Origin of the sequence: Escherichia sp. WS1451, from assembly GCF_046487365.1 — a bacterium.
In the GTDB taxonomy this organism is placed as follows: domain Bacteria; phylum Pseudomonadota; class Gammaproteobacteria; order Enterobacterales; family Enterobacteriaceae; genus Escherichia; species Escherichia coli.
Window position 1 is genome coordinate 22,953 of the sequence record NZ_JBJQJP010000027.1, and the last position, 26,142, is coordinate 49,094.

At 54.0% G+C, this 26,142-nt stretch carries 26 protein-coding genes; 24 read left to right on the forward strand and 2 right to left on the reverse strand.

Going from position 1 to position 26,142, the window contains the following annotated elements:
• Positions 1–3 precede the first annotated feature (3 nt).
• From phnF to phnP, 11 genes are all read left to right on the forward strand, one after another.
• Complete coding sequence (phnF, locus tag ACJHX7_RS22985; RefSeq protein WP_001374273.1) at positions 4–729, forward strand: phosphonate metabolism transcriptional regulator PhnF; 726 nt, start codon at positions 4–6, stop codon at positions 727–729.
• A complete protein-coding gene (gene phnG, locus ACJHX7_RS22990) occupies positions 730–1,182 on the forward strand; it encodes a phosphonate C-P lyase system protein PhnG (protein WP_000542803.1) in 453 nt (150 codons plus the stop codon).
• Entirely contained in the window at positions 1,179–1,763 is a 585-nt protein-coding gene (phnH, locus tag ACJHX7_RS22995) for a phosphonate C-P lyase system protein PhnH (RefSeq protein WP_000171616.1), read from the forward strand. Before phnG ends, phnH begins: the two co-directional genes overlap by 4 nt.
• Positions 1,763–2,827, forward strand: a complete 1,065-nt coding sequence (gene phnI / locus ACJHX7_RS23000; protein WP_000289069.1) for an alpha-D-ribose 1-methylphosphonate 5-triphosphate synthase subunit PhnI — start codon at positions 1,763–1,765, stop codon at positions 2,825–2,827. The genes phnH and phnI overlap by 1 nt, the downstream gene beginning before the upstream one ends.
• Positions 2,820–3,665, forward strand: a complete 846-nt coding sequence (gene phnJ, locus ACJHX7_RS23005) for an alpha-D-ribose 1-methylphosphonate 5-phosphate C-P-lyase PhnJ (protein ID WP_000002288.1) — start codon at positions 2,820–2,822, stop codon at positions 3,663–3,665. Before phnI ends, phnJ begins: the two co-directional genes overlap by 8 nt.
• A complete protein-coding gene (gene phnK, locus ACJHX7_RS23010; RefSeq protein ID WP_001075536.1) occupies positions 3,662–4,420 on the forward strand; it encodes a phosphonate C-P lyase system protein PhnK in 759 nt (252 codons plus the stop codon). The genes phnJ and phnK overlap by 4 nt, the downstream gene beginning before the upstream one ends.
• A gap of 176 nt (positions 4,421–4,596) precedes the next feature.
• The gene (gene phnL / locus ACJHX7_RS23015) at positions 4,597–5,277 is read left to right on the forward strand and encodes a phosphonate C-P lyase system protein PhnL (RefSeq protein ID WP_000611436.1); all 681 of its coding nucleotides are present in this window, start codon (positions 4,597–4,599) and stop codon (positions 5,275–5,277) included.
• Positions 5,274–6,410 carry an alpha-D-ribose 1-methylphosphonate 5-triphosphate diphosphatase gene (gene phnM, locus ACJHX7_RS23020; RefSeq protein ID WP_000586310.1) on the forward strand — a complete coding sequence of 379 codons (1,137 nt, stop codon included), beginning with the start codon at positions 5,274–5,276 and terminating at the stop codon, positions 6,408–6,410. Before phnL ends, phnM begins: the two co-directional genes overlap by 4 nt.
• Positions 6,410–6,967: a ribose 1,5-bisphosphokinase gene (gene phnN / locus ACJHX7_RS23025; RefSeq protein WP_000145993.1), complete on the forward strand. Its 558-nt coding sequence runs from the start codon at positions 6,410–6,412 to the stop codon at positions 6,965–6,967. The genes phnM and phnN overlap by 1 nt, the downstream gene beginning before the upstream one ends.
• Positions 6,954–7,388 (forward strand): aminoalkylphosphonate N-acetyltransferase, encoded by a 435-nt coding sequence (phnO, locus tag ACJHX7_RS23030; protein WP_001110490.1) that lies wholly within the window; start codon positions 6,954–6,956, stop codon positions 7,386–7,388. The genes phnN and phnO overlap by 14 nt, the downstream gene beginning before the upstream one ends.
• 1 nt (position 7,389) lies before the next feature.
• Positions 7,390–8,148: a phosphonate metabolism protein PhnP gene (gene phnP, locus ACJHX7_RS23035; protein ID WP_000059910.1), complete on the forward strand. Its 759-nt coding sequence runs from the start codon at positions 7,390–7,392 to the stop codon at positions 8,146–8,148.
• A 34-nt stretch (positions 8,149–8,182) separates the two neighbouring features.
• Here phnP and yjdP read toward each other — a convergent pair whose 3' ends face one another.
• Positions 8,183–8,512: a DDRRRQL repeat protein YjdP gene (gene yjdP / locus ACJHX7_RS23040; protein WP_000819753.1), complete on the reverse strand. Its 330-nt coding sequence runs from the start codon at positions 8,510–8,512 to the stop codon at positions 8,183–8,185.
• A 68-nt stretch (positions 8,513–8,580) separates the two neighbouring features.
• Positions 8,581–9,030, reverse strand: coding sequence for a bifunctional allose-6-phosphate isomerase/ribose-5-phosphate isomerase RpiB (rpiB, locus tag ACJHX7_RS23045; RefSeq protein ID WP_000716792.1), 450 nt, complete (start codon positions 9,028–9,030; stop codon positions 8,581–8,583).
• 359 nt (positions 9,031–9,389) lie between these two features.
• Here rpiB and alsR point away from each other — a divergent pair, with 359 nt between their 5' ends.
• The 13 genes from alsR to yjcO all read left to right on the forward strand — a co-directional run bounded on the left by alsR (position 9,390) and on the right by yjcO (position 25,945).
• Entirely contained in the window at positions 9,390–10,280 is an 891-nt protein-coding gene (gene alsR / locus ACJHX7_RS23050; RefSeq protein WP_000083216.1) for a D-allose utilization transcriptional regulator AlsR, read from the forward strand.
• A gap of 58 nt (positions 10,281–10,338) precedes the next feature.
• Positions 10,339–11,274: a D-allose transporter substrate-binding protein gene (gene alsB, locus ACJHX7_RS23055; RefSeq protein WP_001361478.1), complete on the forward strand. Its 936-nt coding sequence runs from the start codon at positions 10,339–10,341 to the stop codon at positions 11,272–11,274.
• A gap of 126 nt (positions 11,275–11,400) precedes the next feature.
• Complete coding sequence (alsA, locus tag ACJHX7_RS23060; RefSeq protein ID WP_016233735.1) at positions 11,401–12,933, forward strand: D-allose ABC transporter ATP-binding protein AlsA; 1,533 nt, start codon at positions 11,401–11,403, stop codon at positions 12,931–12,933.
• The gene (alsC, locus tag ACJHX7_RS23065) at positions 12,912–13,892 is read left to right on the forward strand and encodes a D-allose ABC transporter permease (RefSeq protein ID WP_000507105.1); all 981 of its coding nucleotides are present in this window, start codon (positions 12,912–12,914) and stop codon (positions 13,890–13,892) included. Before alsA ends, alsC begins: the two co-directional genes overlap by 22 nt.
• A gap of 10 nt (positions 13,893–13,902) precedes the next feature.
• Positions 13,903–14,598 (forward strand): D-allulose-6-phosphate 3-epimerase, encoded by a 696-nt coding sequence (gene alsE / locus ACJHX7_RS23070; protein WP_001572215.1) that lies wholly within the window; start codon positions 13,903–13,905, stop codon positions 14,596–14,598.
• The gene (gene alsK / locus ACJHX7_RS23075; RefSeq protein ID WP_094030435.1) at positions 14,582–15,511 is read left to right on the forward strand and encodes an allose kinase; all 930 of its coding nucleotides are present in this window, start codon (positions 14,582–14,584) and stop codon (positions 15,509–15,511) included. The genes alsE and alsK overlap by 17 nt, the downstream gene beginning before the upstream one ends.
• Before the next feature lie 272 nt (positions 15,512–15,783).
• Entirely contained in the window at positions 15,784–17,769 is a 1,986-nt protein-coding gene (locus tag ACJHX7_RS23080; protein WP_094030436.1) for an alkyl/aryl-sulfatase, read from the forward strand.
• 208 nt (positions 17,770–17,977) lie between these two features.
• Positions 17,978–18,253, forward strand: a complete 276-nt coding sequence (locus ACJHX7_RS23085; RefSeq protein WP_001305715.1) for a YtcA family lipoprotein — start codon at positions 17,978–17,980, stop codon at positions 18,251–18,253.
• Between the two features lie 18 nt (positions 18,254–18,271).
• Positions 18,272–19,303 carry a multidrug efflux transporter periplasmic adaptor subunit MdtN gene (gene mdtN, locus ACJHX7_RS23090; protein ID WP_094030437.1) on the forward strand — a complete coding sequence of 344 codons (1,032 nt, stop codon included), beginning with the start codon at positions 18,272–18,274 and terminating at the stop codon, positions 19,301–19,303.
• A complete protein-coding gene (gene mdtO / locus ACJHX7_RS23095; RefSeq protein WP_094030438.1) occupies positions 19,303–21,354 on the forward strand; it encodes a multidrug efflux transporter permease subunit MdtO in 2,052 nt (683 codons plus the stop codon). The genes mdtN and mdtO overlap by 1 nt, the downstream gene beginning before the upstream one ends.
• Complete coding sequence (gene mdtP, locus ACJHX7_RS23100; RefSeq protein ID WP_000610586.1) at positions 21,351–22,817, forward strand: multidrug efflux transporter outer membrane subunit MdtP; 1,467 nt, start codon at positions 21,351–21,353, stop codon at positions 22,815–22,817. Before mdtO ends, mdtP begins: the two co-directional genes overlap by 4 nt.
• A 197-nt stretch (positions 22,818–23,014) precedes the next feature.
• On the forward strand, positions 23,015–25,162 hold the full coding sequence (gene fdhF / locus ACJHX7_RS23105; protein WP_094030439.1) for a formate dehydrogenase subunit alpha: 2,148 nt from the start codon (positions 23,015–23,017) through the stop codon (positions 25,160–25,162).
• A 93-nt stretch (positions 25,163–25,255) separates the two neighbouring features.
• Positions 25,256–25,945, forward strand: a complete 690-nt coding sequence (gene yjcO, locus ACJHX7_RS23110) for a Sel1 family TPR-like repeat protein YjcO (protein WP_000719886.1) — start codon at positions 25,256–25,258, stop codon at positions 25,943–25,945.
• Positions 25,946–26,142: the final 197 nt, after the last annotated feature.

The window sequence follows — 26,142 nt, forward strand, 5'->3', positions numbered from 1 at the left end:
GCTATGCACTTGTCTACACATCCGACCAGCTACCCAACACGCTATCAGGAGATAGCCGCAAAACTTGAGCAGGAGCTTCGTCAACACTACCGCTGCGGCGACTATCTTCCCGCCGAGCAGCAACTGGCGGCGCGCTTTGAGGTGAACCGCCACACCCTGCGCCGCGCCATCGACCAACTGGTGGAAAAAGGCTGGGTACAGCGCCGTCAGGGCGTCGGCGTACTGGTGCTGATGCGCCCGTTCGATTACCCGCTCAACGCCCAGGCGCGTTTTAGCCAGAACCTGCTGGATCAGGGCAGCCATCCCACCAGCGAAAAACTGCTGTCGGTGCTGCGCCCCGCCTCCGGTCACGTCGCTGACGCGCTGGGGATAACCGAGGGGGAGAACGTCATCCACCTGCGCACCCTGCGTCGGGTCAACGGCGTCGCGCTCTGTTTAATCGACCACTACTTTGCGGACCTCACCCTCTGGCCGACGCTGCAACATTTCGACAGCGGCTCGCTGCACGATTTTCTGCGCGAGCAAACCGGAATTGCGCTGCGCCGCAGCCAGACGCGGATCAGCGCCCGCCGCGCCCAGGCCAAAGAGTGCCAGCGTCTTGAAATCCCGAATATGTCGCCGCTGCTGTGCGTGCGCACCCTTAACCACCGTGACGGTGAAAGCAGCCCGGCGGAGTACTCCGTCAGCCTGACGCGCGCCGACATGATTGAATTCACTATGGAGCACTGAATGCACGCAGATACCGCGACCCGCCAGCACTGGATGTCCGTACTGGCGCACAGCCAACCGACTGAGCTGGCAGCCCGCCTGAACGCGCTGAACATCACCGCCGACTATGAAGTAATCCGCGCCGCTGAAACCGGCCTGGTGCAGATTCAGGCGCGGATGGGTGGCACCGGCGAACGCTTTTTTGCTGGCGACGCCACGCTCACCCGCGCCGCCGTACGCCTGACTGACGGCACGCTCGGCTACAGCTGGGTGCTGGGGCGCGACAAACAGCACGCCGAACGCTGCGCGCTGATCGACGCGCTGATGCAGCAAACCCGCCATTTTCAAAACTTATCAGAAACTCTTATTGCCCCGCTGAACGCTGACCGTATGGCACGCATTGCCGCACGCCAGGCCGAAGTAAACGCCAGCCGGGTCGACTTCTTTACGATGGTTCGCGGAGATAACGCATGACCCTGGAAACCGCTTTTATGCTTCCCGTGCAGGATGCCCAGCACAGTTTTCGTCGCCTGTTAAAGGCCATGAGCGAGCCGGGCGTGATTGTCGCCCTGCATCAGCTCAAACGCGGCTGGCAGCCGCTGAATATCGCCACCACCAGCGTGCTGCTGACGCTGGCCGATAACGACACGCCGGTGTGGCTTTCTGCGCCATTAAGTAACGATATCGTCAGCCAGAGCCTGCGTTTTCATACCAACGCGCCGCTGGTCAATCAGCCGGAACTGGCGACCTTCGCTGTAACGGATGAGGCGATTTCCAGCGAACAGCTTAACGCCCTTTCCAGCGGCACCGCTGTTGCGCCAGAAGCGGGCGCGACGCTGATTTTACAGGTCGTCAGCCTGAGCGGCGGGCGCATGCTGCGCCTTACTGGCGCGGGTATTGCCGAAGAACGAATGATCGCCCCGCAGCTGCCGGAGTGCATTCTGCACGAACTTACCGAGCGCCCGCACCCGTTCCCGCTCGGCATCGACCTGATCCTGACCTGCGGCGAGCGCCTGCTGGCTATCCCGCGAACCACTCATGTGGAGGTATGCTGATGTACGTTGCCGTGAAAGGGGGCGAGAAGGCGATCGACGCCGCCCACGCCCTGCAAGAGAGCCGACGCCGGGGCAATACCGATTTGCCTGAACTGAGCGTCGCCCAGATTGAACAGCAGCTTAATCTTGCAGTAGATCGCGTGATGACCGAAGGCGGCATTGCCGACCGCGAACTGGCGGCGCTGGCGCTGAAACAGGCCAGCGGCGATAACGTCGAAGCGATTTTCCTGCTACGCGCCTACCGCACCACGCTGGCGAAGCTGGCGGTAAGCGAGCCGCTCGACACCACGGAGATGCGTCTCGAACGGCGTATTTCAGCGGTTTATAAAGATATTCCCGGCGGCCAGCTGCTTGGCCCAACCTACGACTACACCCATCGCCTGCTCGATTTCACCCTGCTGGCAAACGGCGAAGCGCCGACGCTGACCACAGCCGACAGCGAACAACAGCCGTCGCCGCACGTTTTCAGCCTGCTGGCGCGTCAGGGGCTGGCGAAGTTTGAAGAAGATAGCGGCGCACAGCCGGACGACATCACCCGCACGCCGCCGGTTTACCCCTGCTCACGCTCCTCCCGCCTGCAACAATTAATGCGCGGCGACGAAGGCTATTTGCTGGCGCTGGCCTACTCCACCCAGCGTGGTTACGGACGCAATCATCCGTTCGCAGGCGAAATCCGCAGCGGCTATATCGACGTGTCGATTGTGCCGGAAGAGCTGGGATTTGCGGTGAACGTCGGCGAACTGCTGATGACCGAATGTGAAATGGTCAACGGTTTTATCGACCCGCCGGATGAGCCGCCGCACTTCACGCGCGGCTACGGGCTGGTGTTCGGCATGAGCGAGCGCAAAGCGATGGCGATGGCGCTGGTTGACCGCGCTCTACAAGCCCCGGAGTACGGCGAGCACGCGACAGGCCCGGCGCAGGATGAAGAGTTCGTGCTGGCGCATGCCGACAACGTCGAAGCCGCAGGCTTTGTCTCGCACCTTAAACTCCCGCACTACGTCGATTTCCAGGCCGAACTGGAGCTACTCAAACGTCTGCAACAGGAGCAGAACCATGGCTAATCTGAGCGGCTACAACTTTGCCTACCTCGACGAGCAGACCAAACGCATGATCCGCCGCGCCATCTTAAAAGCGGTGGCGATCCCCGGTTATCAGGTGCCGTTTGGCGGGCGCGAGATGCCGATGCCCTACGGCTGGGGAACCGGCGGCATACAGCTTACCGCCAGCGTGATTGGCGAAAGCGATGTGCTGAAGGTGATTGACCAGGGCGCGGACGACACCACCAACGCGGTGTCGATCCGTAACTTCTTTAAGCGCGTGACCGGGGTAAACACCACTGAACGTACGGACGATGCGACGCTTATCCAGACGCGCCACCGCATCCCCGAAACGCCGCTCACCGAAGATCAGATCATTATTTTCCAGGTGCCGATCCCCGAACCGCTGCGCTTTATCGAGCCGCGCGAAACGGAAACCCGCACCATGCACGCGCTGGAGGAGTACGGCGTGATGCAGGTGAAACTGTATGAAGATATCGCCCGCTTCGGTCATATCGCCACCACCTACGCCTATCCGGTGAAGGTAAACGGGCGCTACGTAATGGACCCGTCGCCGATCCCGAAATTCGATAACCCAAAAATGGACATGATGCCCGCCCTGCAACTGTTCGGCGCGGGGCGCGAGAAGCGCATCTATGCGGTGCCGCCGTTTACCCGCGTGGAAAGCCTCGATTTCGACGATCACCCGTTCACCGTTCAGCAGTGGAATGAGCCATGCGCCATCTGCGGATCGACCCACAGCTATCTTGATGAAGTGGTGCTGGATGACGCCGGAAACCGCATGTTTGTCTGCTCCGATACCGATTATTGCCGCCAACAGAGCGAGGCAAAAAACCAATGAATCAACCGTTACTTTCGGTCAATAACCTGACCCACCTTTACGCGCCGGGCAAAGGCTTTAGCGATGTCTCTTTTGATTTATGGCCGGGGGAAGTGCTGGGCATCGTCGGGGAATCCGGCTCCGGGAAGACCACGCTGCTGAAGTCGATCTCCGCGCGCCTGACGCCGCAGCAGGGGGAGATTCGCTATGAAAACCGTTCCCTCTATGGCATGAGCGAGGCCGACCGCCGTCGCCTGCTGCGCACCGAATGGGGCGTGGTGCATCAGCATCCACTCGACGGCCTGCGCCGCCAGGTGTCGGCAGGCGGCAATATCGGCGAGCGGCTGATGGCGACCGGGGCGCGTCATTACGGCGATATTCGTGCCACCGCGCAGAAGTGGCTGGAAGAGGTGGAAATTCCCGCCAACCGGATCGACGACCTGCCAACCACCTTTTCCGGCGGTATGCAGCAGCGTTTGCAGATTGCCCGCAACCTGGTGACGCATCCGAAGCTGGTATTTATGGACGAGCCAACCGGCGGGCTGGATGTATCTGTGCAGGCGCGCCTGCTCGACCTGCTGCGCGGCCTGGTGGTGGAGCTGAACCTGGCGGTGGTGATTGTCACCCACGATTTAGGCGTCGCCCGCCTGCTGGCGGACCGTTTGCTGGTGATGAAGCAGGGGCAAGTAGTGGAGAGTGGGTTAACCGACCGCGTGCTCGACGACCCGCATCACCCGTATACCCAGCTGCTGGTGTCATCTGTTTTGCAGAATTGAGTTGCAACACCGTGCGCGCTGGTCCCCTCACCCCGGCCCTCTCCCGGAGGGAGAGGGAGAAAAACGTGCCGTATTCAACACCGCGCACAATCGGTCCCCTCGCCCCTTCGGGGAGAGGGTTAGGGTGAGGGGCAATGCGCGCGCCGATCCCCAATATGCGAACCACGAGGCGAAAAATGATTAACGTACAAAACGTCAGTAAAACCTTCATCCTGCACCAGCAAAACGGCGTGCGCCTGCCCGTCTTACAACGTGCCTCGCTCACCGTCAACGCAGGCGAATGCGTGGTGCTTCACGGCCACTCCGGCAGCGGAAAATCAACCCTGCTGCGCTCGCTGTACGCCAACTATCTGCCCGACGAAGGGCAAATCCAGATCAAACACGGTGAGGAATGGGTAGACCTGGTCACCGCGCCAGCCCGCAAAGTGGTGGAGATCCGCAAAACCACCATCGGCTGGGTGAGCCAGTTTCTGCGCGTCATCCCGCGTATTTCGGCACTGGAAGTGGTGATGCAGCCGCTGCTCGATACCGGCGTACCGCGTGAAGCCTGCGCCGCTAAAGCCGCCCGATTACTGACGCGCCTGAACGTGCCTGAACGCCTGTGGCACCTGGCACCATCGACCTTCTCCGGCGGCGAACAGCAGCGCGTCAACATCGCCCGTGGCTTTATCGTCGACTATCCGATTCTGCTGCTGGATGAACCCACCGCCTCGCTGGACGCTAAAAACAGCGCCGCGGTGGTGGAACTCATTCGCGAAGCCAAAGCCCGTGGCGCGGCCATCGTCGGTATCTTCCATGACGAAGCCGTACGCAATGACGTCGCCGACCGCCTGCACCCAATGGGAGTCTCTTCATGATTATCAATAACGTCAAACTGGTGCTGGAAAACGAAGTGGTGCACGGTTCACTGGAAGTACAGGATGGCGAAATTCGCGCCTTTGCCGAAAGCCAGAGCCGCCAGCCGGAAGCGATGGACGGCGAAGGTGGCTGGCTACTGCCCGGACTGATTGAGCTGCATACCGACAACCTCGATAAATTCTTCACCCCGCGCCCGAAAGTCGACTGGCCCGCCCATTCGGCGATGAGCAGCCACGACGCGCTGATGGTGGCAAGCGGCATCACCACCGTACTGGACGCCGTGGCGATTGGTGATGTGCGCGACGGCGGCGATCGGCTGGAGAATCTGGAGAAGATGATCAACGCCATCGAAGAGACGCAGAAACGCGGCGTCAACCGCGCCGAGCACCGCCTGCACCTGCGCTGCGAACTGCCGCACCACACCACGTTGCCGCTGTTTGAAAAACTGGTGCAGCGCGAACCGGTGACGCTGGTATCGCTGATGGACCACTCGCCAGGCCAGCGCCAGTTCGCCAATCGCGAGAAGTATCGCGAATATTATCAGGGCAAATATTCCCTCACCGATGCGCAGATGCAGCAGTACGAAGAAGAGCAATTGGCGCTCGCCGCACGCTGGTCGCAGCCAAATCGCGAAACTATCGCCGCAATGTGCCGCGCGCGACACATTGCCCTCGCCAGCCACGATGACGCCACGCACGCCCACGTTGCCGAATCCCACCAGCTTGGCAGCGTGATCGCCGAATTTCCCACCACGTTCGAAGCGGCAGAAGCCTCGCGCAAGCATGGCATGAACGTGCTGATGGGCGCGCCGAATATCGTGCGCGGCGGTTCGCACTCCGGCAACGTGGCGGCCAGTGAACTGGCGCAGCTTGGCCTGCTGGATATCCTCTCTTCCGACTACTACCCCGCCAGCCTGCTCGATGCGGCATTTCGCGTCGCCGATGACGAGAGCAACCGCTTTACGCTGCCGCAGGCGGTGAAGCTGGTGACTAAAAATCCGGCGCAGGCGCTTAATCTTCAGGATCGCGGGGTGATTGGCGAGGGCAAACGCGCCGACCTGGTGCTGGCGCATCGCAAGGGCAACCACATTCATATCGACCACGTCTGGCGTCAGGGTAAAAGGGTGTTCTGATGACGGGAAAACTGATTTGGTTAATGGGGGCCTCTGGCTCCGGAAAAGACAGTCTGTTGACGGAACTCCGCCAGCGGGAACAAACTCAGCTACTGGTAGCGCATCGCTACATCACGCGCGCCGCCAGCGCCGGAAGTGAAAACCATATCGCCCTGAGCGAGCAGGAGTTTTTTACCCGCGCGGGGCAGAACCTTCTGGCCTTAAGCTGGCACGCTAACGGTCTGTATTATGGCGTCGGCGTCGAGATTGACCTCTGGCTGCACGCTGGATTTGACGTGGTGGTCAACGGCTCACGCGCCCATCTGCCGCAGGCGCGGGCGCGCTATCAATCGGCGCTGCTGCCCGTTTGTTTACAGGTTTCGCCAGAGATCCTGCGCCAGCGCCTGGAAAACCGTGGTCGTGAAAATGCCAGTGAAATTAACGCCCGGCTGGCGCGCGCTGCCCGCTATACTCCTCAGGATTGTCTTACGCTCAATAATGACGGCAGCCTGCGCCAGTCGGTCGACAAGCTGCTGACGCTGATTCATCAGAAGGAGAAACACCATGCCTGCTTGTGAGCTTCGCCCGGCTACGCAGTACGACACCGACGCAGTTTACGCGCTGATTTGTGAGCTAAAACAGGCGGAGTTTGACCACCACGCGTTTCGCGTGGGGTTTAACGCCAATCTGCGCGATCCGAACATGCGCTACCATCTGGCGCTGCTGGATGGCGAAGTTGTCGGCATGATCGGCCTGCATTTGCAGTTTCATCTGCATCATGTCAACTGGATCGGCGAAATTCAGGAACTGGTGGTGATGCCGCAGGCGCGCGGTCTGAATGTCGGCAGCAAATTACTGGCATGGGCAGAAGAAGAAGCCCGCCAGGCCGGGGCCGAAATGACTGAGCTTTCCACCAACGTGAAGCGCCACGACGCGCACCGTTTCTATCTGCGCGAAGGCTACGAGCAGAGCCACTTCCGCTTCACCAAGGCGCTGTAACATGAGCCTGACCCTCACGCTCACCGGCACCGGCGGCGCACAGGGCGTTCCGGCATGGGGCTGCGAGTGCGCGGCCTGCGCCAGAGCACGACGCTCGCCGCAGTATCGCCGCCAGCCATGCAGCGGCGTAGTAAAGTTTAACGACGCAATCACCCTGATCGACGCCGGGCTGCACGATCTCGCCGATCGCTGGTCGCCAGGATCGTTCCAGCAGTTTTTGCTGACGCATTATCATATGGATCACGTCCAGGGGCTGTTTCCGCTGCGCTGGGGCGTGGGCGATCAGATCCCGGTCTACGGCCCGCCGGATGAACAGGGCTGCGACGATCTGTTTAAACATCCGGGCCTGCTTGATTTCAGCCACACGATGGAACCGTTTGTGGTGTTTGATTTACAGGGGTTACAGGTCACGCCGCTGCCGCTCAACCACTCAAAACTGACCTTCGGTTATCTGCTGGAAACGGCACACAGCCGGGTGGCGTGGCTGTCTGACACCGCTGGCTTGCCGGAAAAAACGCTGAAATTTTTACGCAATAATCAGCCGCAGGTAATGGTGATTGATTGCAGCCACCCGCCGCGCGAGGATGCACCGCGTAATCACTGTGATTTAAATACCGTGCTTGCGCTGAATCAGGTTATCCGCTCGCCACGGGTGATTCTGACCCATATCAGCCACCAGTTTGATGCGTGGCTGATGGAAAACGCACTGCCGTCGGGGTTTGAGGCGGGGTTTGATGGGATGGAGATTGGGGTGGCGTGATGGGTGAGGGGCGATGCCTGCTCTAAACTCAACATCAACGCCCATACTCATCTTCCATTCTCCGCTCTTCATCTTCTAGCTGCCGACGCTCCTGATCCAGCTGGCGCTGGCGATCGTCCAGCTGCCTGCGGCGATCTTCAAACTGGCGGCGGCGGTCGTCATATTGTCTGCGCCGATCGTCGCTCACTTCACGCTGCCAGCCGTCGTCGCGCGAATCTTCATAGTCTCGCCCACGGTCAGGGTTATAAGCGTCGTTAATCGCCTGCTGAATATTGCCAATGGTGTCATCGATAATATCGGCCTGGGCCGGAACGGTGGACAGCGTGGGCAGCGTGAATAAAAGAAATAGCGGAAAGCGTTTCATTAGCCAACCTCAAAAAGAAACTCTATCCACATTAGTCATTACTCATCCATGCAAGTAGTGGATGAATCTCAATTTCTCCGCTGCTCTATTGCCGTAATCGCCTCCACGCGTTGTTGATGACGACCGCCTTCGTACTGTGCGCCCAGCCACGCATCGACAATCATTTTTGCCAGTTCGAGGCCAACCACTCGTGAACCAAAAGCCAGCACGTTGGTATCGTTATGCTGCCGCGAAAGTTGCGCGGAATAAGGTTCGCTACAAACGACGGCGCGAATTCCGGCAAACTTGTTCGCCGCTATCGAAATACCGACGCCAGTGCCACAAATCAAAATCCCGCCATCAGCCTCTCCGCCAGCAACTGCCAGTGCGACTTGACTGGCGTAATGCGGATAATCAGTACGCTCTGACGACCAGGTTCCTTTATCAATCACTTCAACGCCACGCTCAACTAAATGTGCCACTATTTCATGTTTTAAAATGAAACCGACATGATCACAGCCAAATGCAATCTTTTTCATTCATCTTCCCCGCCCGCGCAAAACTTCACAATCAAAAAACATTTGTGATGTAAATGAATTAAAAACACCCAAAATCGATGAAATCCGCCTTCCTGATCTGTTTTACAGAGTTACATCTGACAGCGCAATAGCGTTAAAGACGCTCACCATCCAGAAAGGATTATCATCTAAAATCCCAGAAAAAACAAATAACATCATGTTTTTAAAGTAATTAAGTAAAATAAGATTTTAAGTTAATCCCTATTTTTCACAACAAAACAAACTTTATAAATTTTATTTTTTTGTGAAGTTGCCAGCATCTTTTCTGTTCTTGCTGTGGTGATATAGTGGCGTCTTCAATTCAAGGACAAGAGAACGTGATGAGCCAGTCAGAGTTTGATTCAGCGCTTCCGAACGGTATCGGGTTAGCGCCTTACCTGCGAATGAAGCAGGAAGGAATGACAGAAAACGAAAGCCGCATCGTGGAGTGGTTACTCAAACCCGGTAACCTGAGTTGTGCACCCGCAATTAAAGATGTCGCAGAAGCTCTGGCGGTATCTGAAGCGATGATCGTTAAGGTATCAAAGCTGCTGGGGTTTAGCGGCTTTCGTAACTTACGCAGTGCGCTGGAAGATTATTTTTCTCAGTCAGAACAGGTATTGCCGTCCGAGTTGGCTTTTGATGAAGCGCCGCAGGATGTGGTGAATAAGGTATTTAACATCACTTTACGCACCATTATGGAAGGTCAGTCGATCGTCAACGTTGATGAGATCCACCGTGCCGCCCGCTTTTTCTATCAGGCCAGACAGCGGGATTTGTACGGTGCCGGAGGATCAAATGCTATCTGTGCTGATGTACAGCACAAGTTTTTACGCATTGGCGTACGCTGCCAGGCCTATCCGGACGCTCACATCATGATGATGTCTGCTTCGTTGTTACAGGAAGGAGATGTGGTGCTGGTGGTGACCCATTCCGGGCGAACCAGTGATGTAAAAGCGGCTGTAGAACTGGCAAAAAAGAACGGGGCAAAGATTATTTGTATAACGCATAGCTACCATTCACCGATAGCGAAGCTGGCCGATTATATTATTTGCTCACCGGCCCCGGAAACACCTTTATTAGGTCGTAATGCCTCGGCAAGAATATTACAACTAACTTTGCTGGACGCGTTTTTTGTCTCTGTCGCCCAGCTCAACATTGAACAAGCTAATATTAATATGCAAAAAACCGGCGCAATTGTTGATTTCTTCTCACCAGGCGCGCTGAAATAAGAAAAAGGTAATTCCGCCATCGCGGAGTTACCTCTCCCCTTACCGTGAGAACATGATTATGAATAAATATCTGAAATATTTCAGTGGCACACTCGTGGGCTTAATGTTGTCAACCAGCGCTTTTGCTGCCGCCGAATATGCTGTCGTATTGAAAACACTCTCCAACCCATTTTGGGTAGATATGAAAAAAGGCATTGAAGATGAAGCAAAAACGCTGGGCGTCAGCGTTGATATTTTTGCCTCTCCTTCAGAAGGCGATTTTCAATCTCAATTGCAGTTATTTGAAGATCTCAGTAATAAAAATTACAAAGGTATCGCCTTCGCGCCATTATCCTCAGTAAATCTGGTCATGCCTGTCGCCCGCGCATGGAAAAAAGGCATTTATCTGGTCAATCTCGATGAAAAAATCGACATGGATAATCTGAAAAAAGCAGGCGGTAATGTGGAAGGTTTTGTCACCACCGATAATGTTGCCGTCGGGGCGAAAGGCGCGTCATTCATTATTGACAAGCTGGGTGCCGAAGGGGGTGAAGTCGCAATCATTGAGGGTAAAGCCGGTAACGCCTCCGGTGAAGCGCGTCGTAATGGTGCCACCGAAGCCTTCAAAAAAGCAAGCCAGATCAAGCTTGTCGCCAGCCAGCCTGCCGACTGGGACCGTATTAAAGCACTGGATGTCGCCACTAACGTGTTGCAACGTAATCCGAATATTAAAGCGATCTATTGCGCGAATGACACGATGGCAATGGGTGTTGCTCAGGCAGTCGCAAACGCCGGAAAAACGGGCAAAGTGTTGGTCGTCGGTACAGATGGAATTCCGGAAGCCCGCAAAATGGTGGAAGCCGGACAAATGACCGCGACGGTTGCCCAGAACCCGGCGGATATCGGTGCAACGGGTCTGAAGCTGATGGTTGACGCTGAGAAATCCGGCAAGGTTATCCCGCTGGATAAAGCACCGGAATTTAAACTGGTCGATTCAATCCTGGTCACTCAATAAAACTGAATGATGCCGGATGATGATGCTAATGAAGTGTCTTATCCGGCCAACAAAATAACCTGAACGTAGACCTGATAAACGTAGCCATCAGGCAATAATACGATATTTCGTGCAGAGAGGTTATTTATGGCCACGCCATATATATCGATGGCGGGGATCGGCAAGTCCTTTGGTCCGGTTCACGCATTAAAGTCGGTTAATTTAACGGTTTATCCTGGTGAAATACATGCATTACTAGGAGAAAATGGCGCGGGTAAATCCACGCTAATGAAAGTGTTATCCGGAATACATGAGCCAACCAAAGGCACCATTACCATTAATAACATCAACTATAACAAACTGGATCATAAATTAGCGGCACAACTCGGTATCGGGATTATTTATCAGGAACTCAGCGTTATTGATGAATTAACCGTACTGGAAAATTTATATATTGGTCGTCATCTGACGAAAAAAATCTGCGGTGTCAATATTATCGACTGGCGAGAAATGCGTGTCCGCGCCGCCATGATGTTATTACGCGTGGGCTTGAAAGTTGATTTAGATGAGAAAGTGGCGAACTTATCTATCAGCCACAAGCAGATGCTGGAAATTGCCAAAACGCTGATGCTCGACGCCAAAGTCATCATCATGGATGAACCCACCTCCTCACTCACCAATAAAGAGGTGGACTATCTGTTTCTGATCATGAATCAGTTGCGTAAGGAGGGTACGGCTATCGTCTATATCTCGCATAAATTGGCGGAAATTCGCCGTATTTGCGACCGCTATACGGTGATGAAAGACGGCAGCAGCGTTTGCAGCGGCATGGTGAGCGATGTGTCAAATGACGATATCGTCCGTCTGATGGTAGGCCGCGAACTGCAAAACCGTTTTAACGCGATGAAGGAGAATGTCAGCAACCTTGCGCACGATACGGTTTTTGAGGTGCGCAACGTCACCAGCCGTGACAGAAAAAAGGTCCGGGATATCTCATTTAGCGTCTGCCGGGGAGAAATATTAGGCTTTGCCGGACTGGTCGGTTCCGGACGTACTGAACTGATGAACTGCCTGTTTGGCGTTGATAAACGCGCTGGCGGAGAAATCCGTCTTAATGGCAAAGATATCTCTCCACGTTCTCCCCTGGATGCCGTGAAAAAAGGGATGGCTTACATCACTGAAAGCCGCCGGGATAACGGCTTTTTCCCCAACTTTTCCATCGCTCAGAACATGGCGATCAGCCGCAGTCTGAAAGACGGCGGCTATAAAGGCGCGATGGGCTTGTTTCATGAAGTTGACGAGCAACGTACCGCTGAAGCCCAGCGCGAACTGCTGGCGCTGAAATGTCATTCGGTAAACCAGAACATCACTGAACTCTCCGGCGGTAACCAGCAGAAAGTCCTGATCTCCAAATGGCTGTGCTGTCGCCCGGAAGTGATCATTTTCGATGAACCTACCCGTGGCATCGATGTTGGCGCGAAAGCCGAAATTTACAAAGTGATGCGCCAACTGGCGGACGACGGAAAAGTCATCCTGATGGTGTCATCTGAACTACCTGAAATTATCACCGTCTGCGACCGCATCGCCGTGTTCTGCGAAGGACGACTGACGCAAATCCTGACCAATCGCGATGACATGAGCGAAGAGGAGATTATGGCATGGGCTTTACCACAAGAGTAAAAAGCGAAGCGAGCGAGAAGAAACCGTTCAACTTTGCGCTGTTCTGGGATAAATACGGCACCTTTTTTATCCTGGCGATCATCGTCGCCATTTTTGGTTCGCTGTCGCCAGAATATTTTCTGACCACCAATAATATTACCCAGATTTTTGTTCAAAGCTCCGTGACGGTATTGATCGGCATGGGCGAGTTTTTCGCTATCCTGGTCGCTGGTATCGACCTCTCGGTTGGCGCGATTCTGGCGCTTTCCGGTATGGTGACCGCCAAACTGATGTTGGCAGGTGTTGACCCGTTTCTCGCGGCGCTGATTGGCGGTGTACTGGTTGGCGGCGCACTGGGGGCGATCAACGGCTGCCTGGTCAACTGGACGGGGCTACACCCATTTATTATCACCCTTGGTACCAACGCCATTTTCCGTGGGATCACGCTGGTGATCTCCGATGCCAACTCGGTATACGGCTTCTCATTTGACTTCGTGAACTTCTTTGCCGCCAGCGTAATTGGGATACCTGTCCCCGTTATCTTCTCGCTAATTGTCGCGCTCATCCTTTGGTTTCTGACAACGCGTATGCGGCTCGGACGCAACATCTACGCACTGGGCGGCAACAAAAACTCGGCGTTCTATTCCGGGATTGACGTGAAATTCCACATCCTGGTGGTGTTTATCATCTCCGGTGTTTGTGCAGGTCTGGCGGGCGTCGTCTCAACTGCACGACTCGGTGCCGCAGAACCGCTTGCCGGTATGGGTTTTGAAACCTATGCCATTGCCAGCGCCATCATTGGCGGCACCAGTTTCTTCGGCGGCAAGGGGCGCATTTTCTCTGTGGTGATTGGCGGGTTGATCATCGGCACCATCAACAACGGTCTGAATATTTTGCAGGTACAAACCTATTACCAACTGGTGGTGATGGGCGGATTAATTATCGCGGCTGTCGCCCTTGACCGTCTTATCAGTAAGTAAGGAATTGAACATGAAAATCTCCCCCTCGTTAATGTGTATGGATTTGCTGAAATTTAAAGAACAGATCGAATTTATCGACAGCCATGCCGATTACTTTCACATCGATATCATGGACGGTCACTTTGTGCCGAATCTGACGCTCTCACCGTTCTTCGTAAGTCAGGTTAAAAAACTGGCAACTAAACCGCTCGACTGTCATCTGATGGTGACGCGGCCGCAGGATTACATTGCGCAACTGGCGCGTGCGGGAGCCGATTTTATCACTCTGCATCCGGAAACCATCAACGGCCAGGCGTTTCGCCTGATTGATGAAATCCGCCGACATGGCATGAAAGTGGGGCTGATTCTTAATCCGGAAACGCCGGTTGAGGCCATGAAATACTATATCCATAAGGCTGATAAAATTACGGTCATGACTGTCGATCCCGGCTTTGCCGGACAACCGTTCATTCCTGAAATGCTGGATAAACTTGCCGAACTGAAGGCATGGCGTGAACGAGAAGGTCTGGAGTACGAAATTGAGGTGGACGGTTCCTGCAACCAGGCAACTTACGAAAAACTAATGGCGGCAGGGGCGGATGTCTTTATCGTCGGCACTTCCGGTCTGTTTAATCATGCGGAAAATATCGACGAAGCATGGAGAATTATGACCGCGCAGATTCTGGCTGCAAAAAGCGAGGTACAGCCTCATGCAAAAACAGCATAACGTCGTAGCGGGCGTGGATATGGGGGCAACGCATATCCGCTTTTGTCTGCGGACAGCAGAAGGTGAAACGCTACACTGCGAAAAAAAGCGGACCGCAGAAGTTATTGCTCCCGACCTGGTGTCGGGTATCGGCGAAATGATTGACGAGCAACTCAGGCGCTTTAACGCTCGCTGTCGTGGTCTGGTGATGGGATTTCCGGCGCTGGTCAGTAAAGATAAACGCACCATTATTTCTACGCCTAACCTGCCGTTAACAGCGGCGGATTTATATGATCTCGCCGATAAGCTCGAAAATACGCTGAATTGTCCGGTTGAGTTTTCCCGCGACGTTAACCTGCAACTCTCCTGGGACGTAGTAGAAAACAGCCTTACGCAACAACTGGTTCTGGCGGCCTATCTCGGTACGGGGATGGGGTTCGCAGTGTGGATGAACGGTGCGCCGTGGACGGGTGCACACGGTGTGGCAGGCGAACTGGGCCATATCCCCCTGGGAGATATGACCCAACATTGCGCGTGTGGCAATTCTGGGTGCCTGGAAACCAATTGCTCTGGAATGGCGCTAAGACGCTGGTACGAACAACAGCCCCGAAATTACCCATTGAGCGATCTTTTCGTCCATGCGGAAAACGCCCCTTTCGTCCAGAGTCTGCTTGAAAACGCGGCACGAGCCATTGCCACCAGCATTAATCTGTTCGATCCCGATGCGGTAATTCTGGGTGGTGGCGTGATGGATATGCCCGCCTTCCCACGCGAGACTCTCATTGCCATGACCCAAAAGTACCTGCGCCGTCCACTGCCGTATCAGGTCGTGCGCTTTATTGCCGCCTCATCTTCTGACTTTAATGGCGCTCAGGGTGCAGCAATATTGGCGCATCAACGTTTTTTGCCACAGTCCTGTGCTAAAGTCCCATGAGTAAAGCGTTGGCACAGTAGCGCAATGTCCCGCTGTGCCAACGACAGGTACAATATATATAATAATTACATAAAACAGCCCATATTATTCCCAGCAATGATAGTTCTACTGTAATTTTCCCTCTTCAGCACAAATGCCTAATAAAATGGCGCGTTCCGCTCACACTTCCACTTATTAAAGTCGCAATTTCCCAATTATGATAACGCCAGCTTTAAATGACGTATTTTGCATGGATTACATATTTACGACATAAATGATAAATGGAGATTTATATGAATAACTCTCGGTTATTCCGTTTGAGCAGGATTGTTATTGCGTTCACTGCCGCCAGCGGCATGATGATAAATACCGCTTACGCAACAGATGAAGCGAAAGCCGCCACTCAATATACCCAACAGGTTAATCAGAATTACGCCAAATCATTACCGTTTAGCGATCGTCAGGATTTTGACGATGCTCAGCGTGGATTTATCGCTCCGCTGCTGGATGAAGGTATTCTGCGCGATGCTAATGGCAAACCATATTATCGCGGAGAAGATTATAAATTTGATATCAATGCGCCCGCGCCCGAAACCGTTAACCCAAGCCTGTGGCGTCAGTCGCAGATCAACGGCATTTCTGGCCTGTTTAAAGTCACCGACCGCATGTATCAGGTGCGCAGCCAGGATATCTCGAACATCACCTTCATTGAAGGTGATACGGGCATCATCGTCATTGACCCGCTGGTGACGCCAAATGCAGCAAAAGCCAGCCTTGATCTCTATTTCAAACACCGCCCACAAAAACCGATTGTGGCCGTTATCTACACCCACAGCCACACTGACCACTATGGCGGCGTAAAAGGTATTGTCTCAGAAGCCGATGTAAAAGCAGGCAAAGTGCAGATCATCGCCCCGGCAGGCTTTATGGACGAAGCCATCAGTGAAAACGTGCTGGCGGGTAATATCATGAGTCGCCGTGCATTTTACTCTTACGGCCTGCTACTCCCGCATAATGCACAGGGAGATATCGGCAACGGGCTGGGTGTTACGCTTACTACCGGCGGCCCGACAATTATCGCGCCGACGCGATCTATCACCAAGACAGGAGAGAAACTCAATATCGACGGGCTGGATTTCGAATTCCTGATGGCTCCAGGCAGCGAAGCGCCGTCTGAAATGCACCTCTATATTCCGGCGTTGAAAGCCCTGTGCACAGCGGAAAACAGCACCCATACCCTGCATAACTTCTACACCCTGCGTGGCGCGAAAACCCGTGATACCGCGAAGTGGACCGATTACCTGAATGAAACGCTGGATAAGTGGGGAGCACAAGCAGAAGTGCTGTTTATGCCACATACCTGGCCAGTATGGGGTAATCAACATATCAATGATTATATTGGAAAATATCGCGACACCATTAAGTATATTCACGACCAGACCCTGCACCTGGCGAACCAGGGTTACACCATGAATGAAATCGGCAACATGATTCATCTGCCGGAAACGCTGGATAAAAACTGGGCCAGCCGTGGCTATTATGGCTCCGTCAGTCATAACGCTCGCGCGGTATATAACTTTTACCTCGGCTACTACGACGGTAACCCAGCAAACCTGAATCCGTATGGCCAGGTCGATATGGGTAAACGTTATGTCAAAGCGCTGGGAGGTTCCGCACATGCTATCAATCTGGCGCGTGAAGCCTATAAACAGGGCGACTACCGCTGGGCCTCTGAACTGCTGAAACAGGTGATTGCTGCCAATCCGGGAGACCAGGTGGCGAAAAACCTACAGGCCGATACCTTCGAACAATTGGGTTATCAGGCCGAATCAGCCACCTGGCGCGGCTTCTACCTGACGGGAGCGAAAGAACTGCGTGAGGGCGCGAAGAAAATCGAACACGCCAGCACCGCCTCTCCTGACACCATCAAGGGTATGACCGTCGAGATGCTGCTTGATTACATGGCTGTTCGTCTGAACAGTGAGAAAGCCGCGGGCAAATCCATCAGCCTGAACTTCAATCTCTCTGACAACGATAACCTGAACCTCTCACTCAACAATAGCGTATTGAACTACCGTAAAGTACTGCAACCGAAGGTAGACGCATCGTTTTACATGAGCCGCAGCGATCTGCACGACGTGCTGGTCGGACAAGCCAAAATGGCGGATCTGGTAAAGGCGAAGAAAGCCAAAATTATTGGCAATGGCGCAAAACTGGAAGAAATTATTGCCTGTCTGGATAATTTCGATTTGTGGGTGAATATCGTAACCCCAAATTAATGCCACTCGCTTTTGGGGGCGCTGAAGCCCCCAAAAGCATTTATTTTAAAAATATATACAGACAATTAATAAATAAAATATATAAGTTATGAATGCGGTGGCTGAATAAAGCTATTTTTATTCATCGAGAAAATAGCCATACTGACGCCTTCAATGGATATTGATATTCACTACAGATATTGTTCGCAGCAGACAGGATGTATTTAATATGCCAACAGTTCTCTCTCGCATGGCGATGCAACTCAAAAAAACAGCCTGGATAATTCCCGTCTTCATGGTTTCGGGATGCTCATTATCTCCGGCAATCCCGGTGATCGGCGCTTATTATCCCAGCTGGTTTTTCTGCGCCATTGCCAGCCTTATTTTGACGCTCATCACGAGGCGAATTATTCAGAGGGCAAATATCAATCTGGCATTTGTCGGAATTATTTATACCGCCCTTTTTGCTCTCTACGCCATGCTGTTCTGGCTGGCATTTTTCTAATCTATTTGAGACGCGCTCATGGAAAGTACGCCGAAAAAAGCTCCTCGCAGTAAATTCCCTGCTCTGTTAGTGGTTGCGTTGGCGCTGGTTGCCCTTGTTTTCGTTATCTGGCGCGTAGACAGTGCGCCATCAACTAATGACGCCTACGCGTCAGCAGATACCATTGATGTGGTGCCGGAAGTCAGCGGTCGCATTGTAGAACTGGCGGTCACCGACAACCAGGCGGTGAAACAGGGCGATTTGCTGTTCCGCATCGACCCGCGCCCGTACGAAGCCAATCTGGCGAAAGCCGAAGCCTCCCTCGCGGCGCTGGATAAGCAAATTATGCTCACCCAACGTAGCGTTGACGCGCAACAGTTTGGTGCCGACTCGGTTAATGCCACGGTAGAAAAAGTCCGTGCCGCCGCGAAACAGGCCACAGATACATTACGCCGCACCGAGCCATTACTGAAAGAAGGTTTTGTCTCTGCGGAAGACGTTGACCGTGCAAGAACTGCGCAGCGCGCCGCAGAAGCCGATCTTAATGCCGTATTGTTGCAGGCGCAGTCAGCCGCCAGTGCCGTCAGCGGCGTCGATGCGCTGGTCGCCCAACGTGCGGCGGTCGAAGCGGATATTGCCCTGACCAAACTGCATCTGGAAATGGCGACCGTTCGCGCGCCGTTTGATGGCCGGGTCATTTCCCTCAAAACCTCCGTCGGGCAATTTGCTTCTGCGATGCGCCCTATTTTTACCCTAATCGACACTCGTCACTGGTACGTGATCGCCAACTTCCGCGAAACCGATCTGAAAAATATTCGCTCAGGTACACCCGCAACGATTCGCCTGATGAGCGACAGCGGCAAAACCTTCGAGGGTAAAGTGGATTCGATTGGCTACGGCGTGCTACCGGATGACGGCGGCCTGGTGCTGGGCGGCCTGCCGAAAGTGTCTCGTTCTATTAACTGGGTCCGCGTTGCCCAGCGTTTTCCGGTCAAAATCATGGTTGAAAAACCTGACCCGGAAATGTTCCGCATCGGCGCTTCGGCAGTCGCTAATCTTGAGCCACAATAATGAGCGCGCTCAACTCCCTGCCATTACCGGTGGTCAGGCTGCTGGCGTTCTTTCATGAAGAGTTAAGCGAGCGGCGGCCAGGTCGTGTGCCGCAGACCGTGCAACTCTGGGTAGGCTGCCTGCTGGTGATTCTGATCTCGATGACCTTCGAGATCCCCTTTGTGGCGTTATCGCTGGCGGTGCTGTTTTACGGTATTCAGTCCAACGCGTTTTACACCAAATTTGTCGCGATCTTGTTTGTGGTTGCCACGGTGCTGGAGATCGGCAGCCTGTTTTTGATCTACAAATGGTCATACGGCGAACCGTTGATCCGATTGATCATCGCAGGGCCGATCCTGATGGGATGTATGTTTTTGATGCGCACCCATCGGCTGGGACTGGTCTTTTTCGCTGTCGCCATTGTCGCCATTTACGGGCAAACCTTCCCCGCCATGCTCGATTATCCGGAAGTGGTCGTGCGCTTAACGCTGTGGTGTATCGTTGTTGGCCTCTATCCAACCTTGCTGATGACGTTAATCGGCGTGCTGTGGTTTCCCAGCCGCGCTATCACGCAGATGCATCAGGCGCTTAATGATCGGCTTGATGATGCCATTAGCCACCTGACGAACAGCCTCACACCGCTACCCGAAACGCGGATTGAAAGAGAGGCGCTGGCGCTGCAAAAACTCAATGTCTTTTGCCTCGCGGACGATGCCGACTGGCGTACTCAGAGCGCATGGTGGCAAAGCTGCGTGGCAACGGTAACCTACATTTACTCGACGCTGAATCGCTACGATCCCACCTCTTTTGCAGATTCGCAGGCAATCATTGAACTTCGGCAAAAATTAGTCTCAGAAATCAACAAGCTGCAACATACCATTGCCGAAGGTCAGTGCTGGCAAAGCGACTGGCGGATCACTGAAAGTGAAGCGATGGCGGCACGGGAATGTAACCTGGAGAATATCTGCCAGACATTGTTGCAACTGGGTCAGATGGACCCGAATACGCCGCCAACGCCCGCCACCAAACCGCCATCAATGGTCGCCGACGCTTTTACCAATCCAGACTATATGCGCTACGCGATAAAAACGCTGCTCGCCTGTTTGATCTGTTACACCTTCTACAGCGGCGTGGACTGGGAAGGCATTCACACCTGTATGCTGACCTGCGTGATCGTCGCTAATCCAAATGTCGGTTCGTCGTACCAGAAGATGGTGCTGCGTTTTGGCGGGGCCTTTTGCGGCGCGATTCTGGCGCTGTTATTCACGTTATTGGTCATGCCCTGGCTGGACAATATTGTCGAATTGCTGTTTGTGCTGGCACCGATTTTCCTGTTGGGCGCATGGATTGCCACCAGCTCTGAACGCTCTTCTTATATCGGCACACAGATGGTGGTCACCTTCGCGCTCGCCACGCTCGAAAATGTTTTTGGCCCGGTGTACGACTTGGTGGAAATTCGCGATCGCGCCCTGGGTATCATCATTGGTACCGTGGTGTCCGCGGTGATTTACACCTTTGTCTGGCCTGAAAGTGAAGCGCGCACCCTGCCGCAAAAACTGGCTGGCGCGCTGGGTATGTTAAGTAAAGTAATGCGGATCCCACGCCAGCAGGAAGTCACGGCTCTGCGCACTTATCTGCAAATTCGCATAGGTCTGCATGCGGCGTTTAATGCCTGTGAAGAGATGTGCCAACGTGTAGCGCTGGAACGTCAACTGGATAGCGAAGAACGCGCCTTACTGATTGAACGTTCGCAAACGGTTATTCGTCAGGGTCGCGATATTCTTCACGCCTGGGATGCCACCTGGAACTCGGCGCAGGCGCTGGATAACGCACTACAGCCGGACAGAGCTGGTCAGTTTGCCGACGCCCTGGAGAAATACGCTGCCGGTCTGGCAACCGCACTCAGCCGTTCTCCTCAAATAACGCTTGAAGAGACACCCGCCTCGCAGGCCATCCTGCCCACCTTATTAAAACAGGAACAACACGTCTGCCAGCTTTTCGCCCGCTTGCCAGACTGGACAGCCCCGGCATTAACGCCCGCCACGGAACAGGCACAAGGAGCCACGCAATGATCAATCGTCAACTTTCACGCCTGCTGTTGTGCAGCATTCTCGGCAGCACGACGCTGATTTCCGGCTGTGCCCTGGTACGTAAGGATTCTGCGCCTCATCAACAGCTCAAACCGGAACAAATCAAACTGGCCGATGATATTCATCTTGCCAGCTCCGGCTGGCCGCAGGCGCAGTGGTGGAAACAACTCAATGACCCGCAGTTGGATGCTTTGATCCAACGGACGCTAAGTGGTTCACACACCCTCGCCGAAGCGAAACTGCGGGAAGAAAAAGCGCAATCGCAGGCCGATTTGTTAGATGCCGGTTCACAGTTGCAGGTGGCAGCGTTAGGGATGCTTAACCGCCAACGCGTCTCGGCGAACGGCTTTTTAAGCCCTTATGCGATGGATGCGCCCGCACTGGGGATGGACGGGCCGTACTATACGGAAGCCACAGTAGGTTTGTTTGCCGGACTGGATCTCGATTTGTGGGGTGTGCATCGCTCAGCGGTTGCCGCCGCCATTGGCGCGCATAATGCCGCGCTGGCAGAAACCGCAGCAGTAGAGCTATCGCTGACCACGGGCGTAGCGCAGCTTTATTACAGTATGCAGGCCAGCTATCAGATGCTCGATCTGTTAGAACAAACACGCAATGTGATTGATTACGCGGTAAAAGCGCACCAGAGTAAAGTGGCGCACGGTCTGGAAGCGCAAGTGCCTTTCCACGGCGCGCGGGCACAGATTCTGGCGGTCGATAAACAAATTGCTGCCGTTAAAGGGCAAATCACCGAAACGAGAGAATCTCTGCGCGCATTGATTGGCGCGGGAGCCAGCGATATGCCGGAGATCAAACCGGTGGCATTACCACGAGTCCAGACCGGCATTCCGGCGACACTCTCTTATGAGTTGCTCGCCAGACGCCCGGATCTGCAAGCCATGCGCTGGTATGTTCAGGCGTCATTAGATCAGGTGGATTCCGCGCGGGCGTTGTTCTACCCGAGCTTTGATATCAAAGCGTTTTTCGGCCTGGATTCTATCCACCTGGATACCTTATTCAAAAAAACCAGTCGCCAGTTCAACTTCATCCCGGGTCTGAAATTGCCGCTGTTTGACGGTGGACGGTTGAATGCCAATCTCGAAGGCACTCGCGCCGCCAGCAACATGATGATTGAACGTTACAACCAGTCAGTACTGAACGCGGTGCGTGACGTTGCCGTCAACGGCACACGTCTGCAAACGCTCAACGACGAGCGAGAGATGCAGGCTGAACGCGTAGAAGCAACGCGCTTCACCCAGCGCGCAGCCGAGGCCGCCTACCAGCGCGGCTTAACCAGCCGCTTACAGGCCACCGAAGCCCGGTTGCCAGTGCTTGCCGAAGAGATGTCATTACTGATGCTGGACAGCCGCCGGGTGATCCAAAGCATTCAGTTGATGAAATCGCTGGGCGGCGGGTATCAGGCGGCTCCCGTCGTCGAGAAAAAATAAAATGTCTACCGCGTGATGGCTGTCACGCGGTATTTCGTTTCGTCACGTCAAAACTGACGACAGCCTGTTTTTCGTCAGAGTTTTGAATAAATAGTGCCCGTAATATCAGGGAATGACCCCAAATAAAATGTGGCATAAAAGATGCATACTGTAGTCGAGAGCGCGTATGCGTGATTTGATTAACTGGAGCGAGACCGATGAAAAAAGTCGTCACGGTTTGCCCCTATTGCGCATCAGGTTGCAAAATCAACCTGGTCGTCGATAACGGCAAAATCGTCCGGGCGGAGGCAGCGCAGGGGAAAACCAACCAGGGTACCCTGTGTCTGAAGGGTTATTATGGCTGGGACTTCATTAACGATACCCAGATCCTGACCCCGCGCCTGAAAACCCCCATGATCCGTCGCCAGCGTGGCGGCAAACTCGAACCTGTTTCCTGGGATGAGGCACTGAATTACGTTGCCGAGCGCCTGAGCGCCATCAAAGAGAAGTACGGTCCGGATGCCATCCAGACGACCGGCTCCTCGCGTGGTACGGGTAACGAAACCAACTATGTAATGCAAAAATTTGCGCGCGCCGTTATTGGTACCAATAACGTTGACTGCTGCGCTCGTGTCTGACACGGCCCATCGGTTGCAGGTCTGCACCAATCGGTCGGTAATGGCGCAATGAGCAATGCTATTAACGAAATTGATAATACCGATTTAGTGTTCGTTTTCGGGTACAACCCGGCGGATTCCCACCCAATCGTGGCGAACCACGTAATTAACGCTAAACGTAACGGGGCGAAAATTATCGTCTGCGATCCGCGCAAAATTGAAACTGCGCGCATTGCTGACATGCACATTGCATTGAAAAACGGCTCGAACATCGCGCTGTTGAATGCGATGGGCCATGTCATTATTGAAGAAAATCTGTACGACAAAGCGTTCATCGCTTCCCGTACAGAAGGCTTTGAAGAGTATCGTAAAATCGTTGAAGGCTACACGCCGGAGTCGGTTGAAGATATCACCGGCGTCAGCGCCAGTGAGATTCGTCAGGCGGCACGGATGTATGCCCAGGCGAAAAGCGCCGCCATCCTGTGGGGCATGGGTGTAACCCAGTTCTACCAGGGCGTGGAAACCGTGCGTTCTCTGACCAGCCTCGCGATGCTGACCGGTAACCTCGGTAAGCCACATGCGGGTGTAAACCCGGTTCGTGGTCAGAACAACGTACAGGGTGCCTGCGATATGGGCGCGCTGCCGGATACGTATCCGGGATACCAGTACGTGAAAGATCCGGCTAACCGCGAGAAATTCGCCAAAGCCTGGGGCGTGGAAAGCCTGCCTGCTCATACCGGTTATCGCATCAGCGAGCTGCCGCACCGCGCAGCGCATGGTGAAGTGCGTGCCGCGTACATTATGGGCGAAGATCCGCTACAAACTGACGCGGAGCTGTCGGCAGTACGTAAAGCCTTTGAAGATCTGGAACTGGTCATCGTTCAGGACATCTTTATGACCAAAACCGCGTCGGCGGCGGATGTCATTTTACCGTCAACGTCATGGGGCGAGCATGAAGGCGTGTTTACTGCGGCTGACCGTGGCTTCCAGCGTTTCTTTAAAGCAGTTGAACCGAAATGGGATTTGAAAACGGACTGGCAAATCATCAGTGAAATCGCCACCCGTATGGGTTATCCGATGCACTACAACAACACCCAGGAGATCTGGGATGAGTTGCGTCATCTGTGCCCGGATTTCTACGGTGCGACTTACGAGAAAATGGGCGAACTGGGCTTCATTCAGTGGCCTTGCCGCGATACTTCAGATGCCGATCAGGGGACTTCTTATCTGTTTAAAGAGAAGTTTGATACCCCGAACGGTCTGGCGCAGTTCTTCACCTGCGACTGGGTAGCGCCAATCGACAAACTCACCGACGAGTACCCGATGGTACTGTCAACGGTGCGTGAAGTTGGTCACTACTCTTGCCGTTCGATGACCGGTAACTGTGCGGCACTGGCGGCGCTGGCTGATGAACCTGGCTACGCACAAATCAATACCGAAGACGCCAAACGTCTGGGTATTGAAGATGAGGCATTGGTTTGGGTGCACTCGCGTAAAGGCAAAATTATCACCCGTGCGCAGGTCAGCGATCGTCCGAACAAAGGGGCGATTTACATGACCTACCAGTGGTGGATTGGTGCCTGTAACGAGCTGGTTACCGAAAACTTAAGCCCGATTACGAAAACGCCGGAATACAAATACTGCGCCGTGCGCGTCGAGCCGATCGCCGATCAGCGCGCCGCCGAGCAGTACGTGATTGACGAGTACAACAAGTTGAAAACTCGCCTGCGCGAAGCGGCACTGGCGTAATACAGTCCTTTCTACAGCCTCCTTTCGGAGGCTGTTTTTTTATCCATTCGAACTCTTTATACTGGTTACTCCCTACCCAATCGTATTATCAAAATGAAAAAAATTATCGCATTGATGTTGTTTTTGACATTCTTTGCCCACGCGAACGACTCCGAGCCTGGCAGCCAGTATTTAAAGGCAGCAGAGGCCGGGGACCGACGCGCACAATATTTTCTTGCCGACAGCTGGTTTAGCTCCGGCGATTTGAGCAAAGCCGAATATTGGGCACAGAAAGCCGCCGACAGCGGTGATGCTGATGCCTGCGCGCTGTTAGCGCAGATCAAAATCACCAATCCGGTCAGTCTGGACTATCCACAAGCAAAAGTTCTTGCAGAGAAAGCGGCGCAAGCGGGCAGTAAAGAAGGTGAAGTAACGCTGGCGCATATTCTGGTAAATACGCAAGCGGGTAAACCGGATTATCCAAAGGCGATTTCGCTGTTAGAAAACGCCTCGGAAGATCTGGAGAACGACTCTGCCGTCGATGCCCAAATGCTGCTTGGTTTGATTTACGCCAACGGCGTGGGCATTAAGGCCGACGATGACAAGGCAACCTGGTATTTCAAACGCAGCTCTGCGATTTCCCGAACCGGTTATTCCGAGTACTGGGCGGGAATGATGTTCTTAAACGGTGAAGAAGGTTTTATCGAGAAGAACAAGCAAAAGGCGCTGCACTGGTTGAATCTGAGCTGTATGGAAGGGTTTGATACCGGGTGTGAAGAGTTTGAAAAATTAACTAACGGTTAATGTAGGCCTGATAAGACGCGGCAATGAACTGCACCCCAAATGTTGGACATAATCTGACATCTGAAGGTGCAGTTTATGAAACATTAATTTGAAGTAAAACTTGCCGCTGTAAATCATTACCTGGCTGGTCATGCAGGCATCATTTCTACGGCAAAACTCTTTCAACTTTCTCACACCAGCCTCTCACACTGGATTAA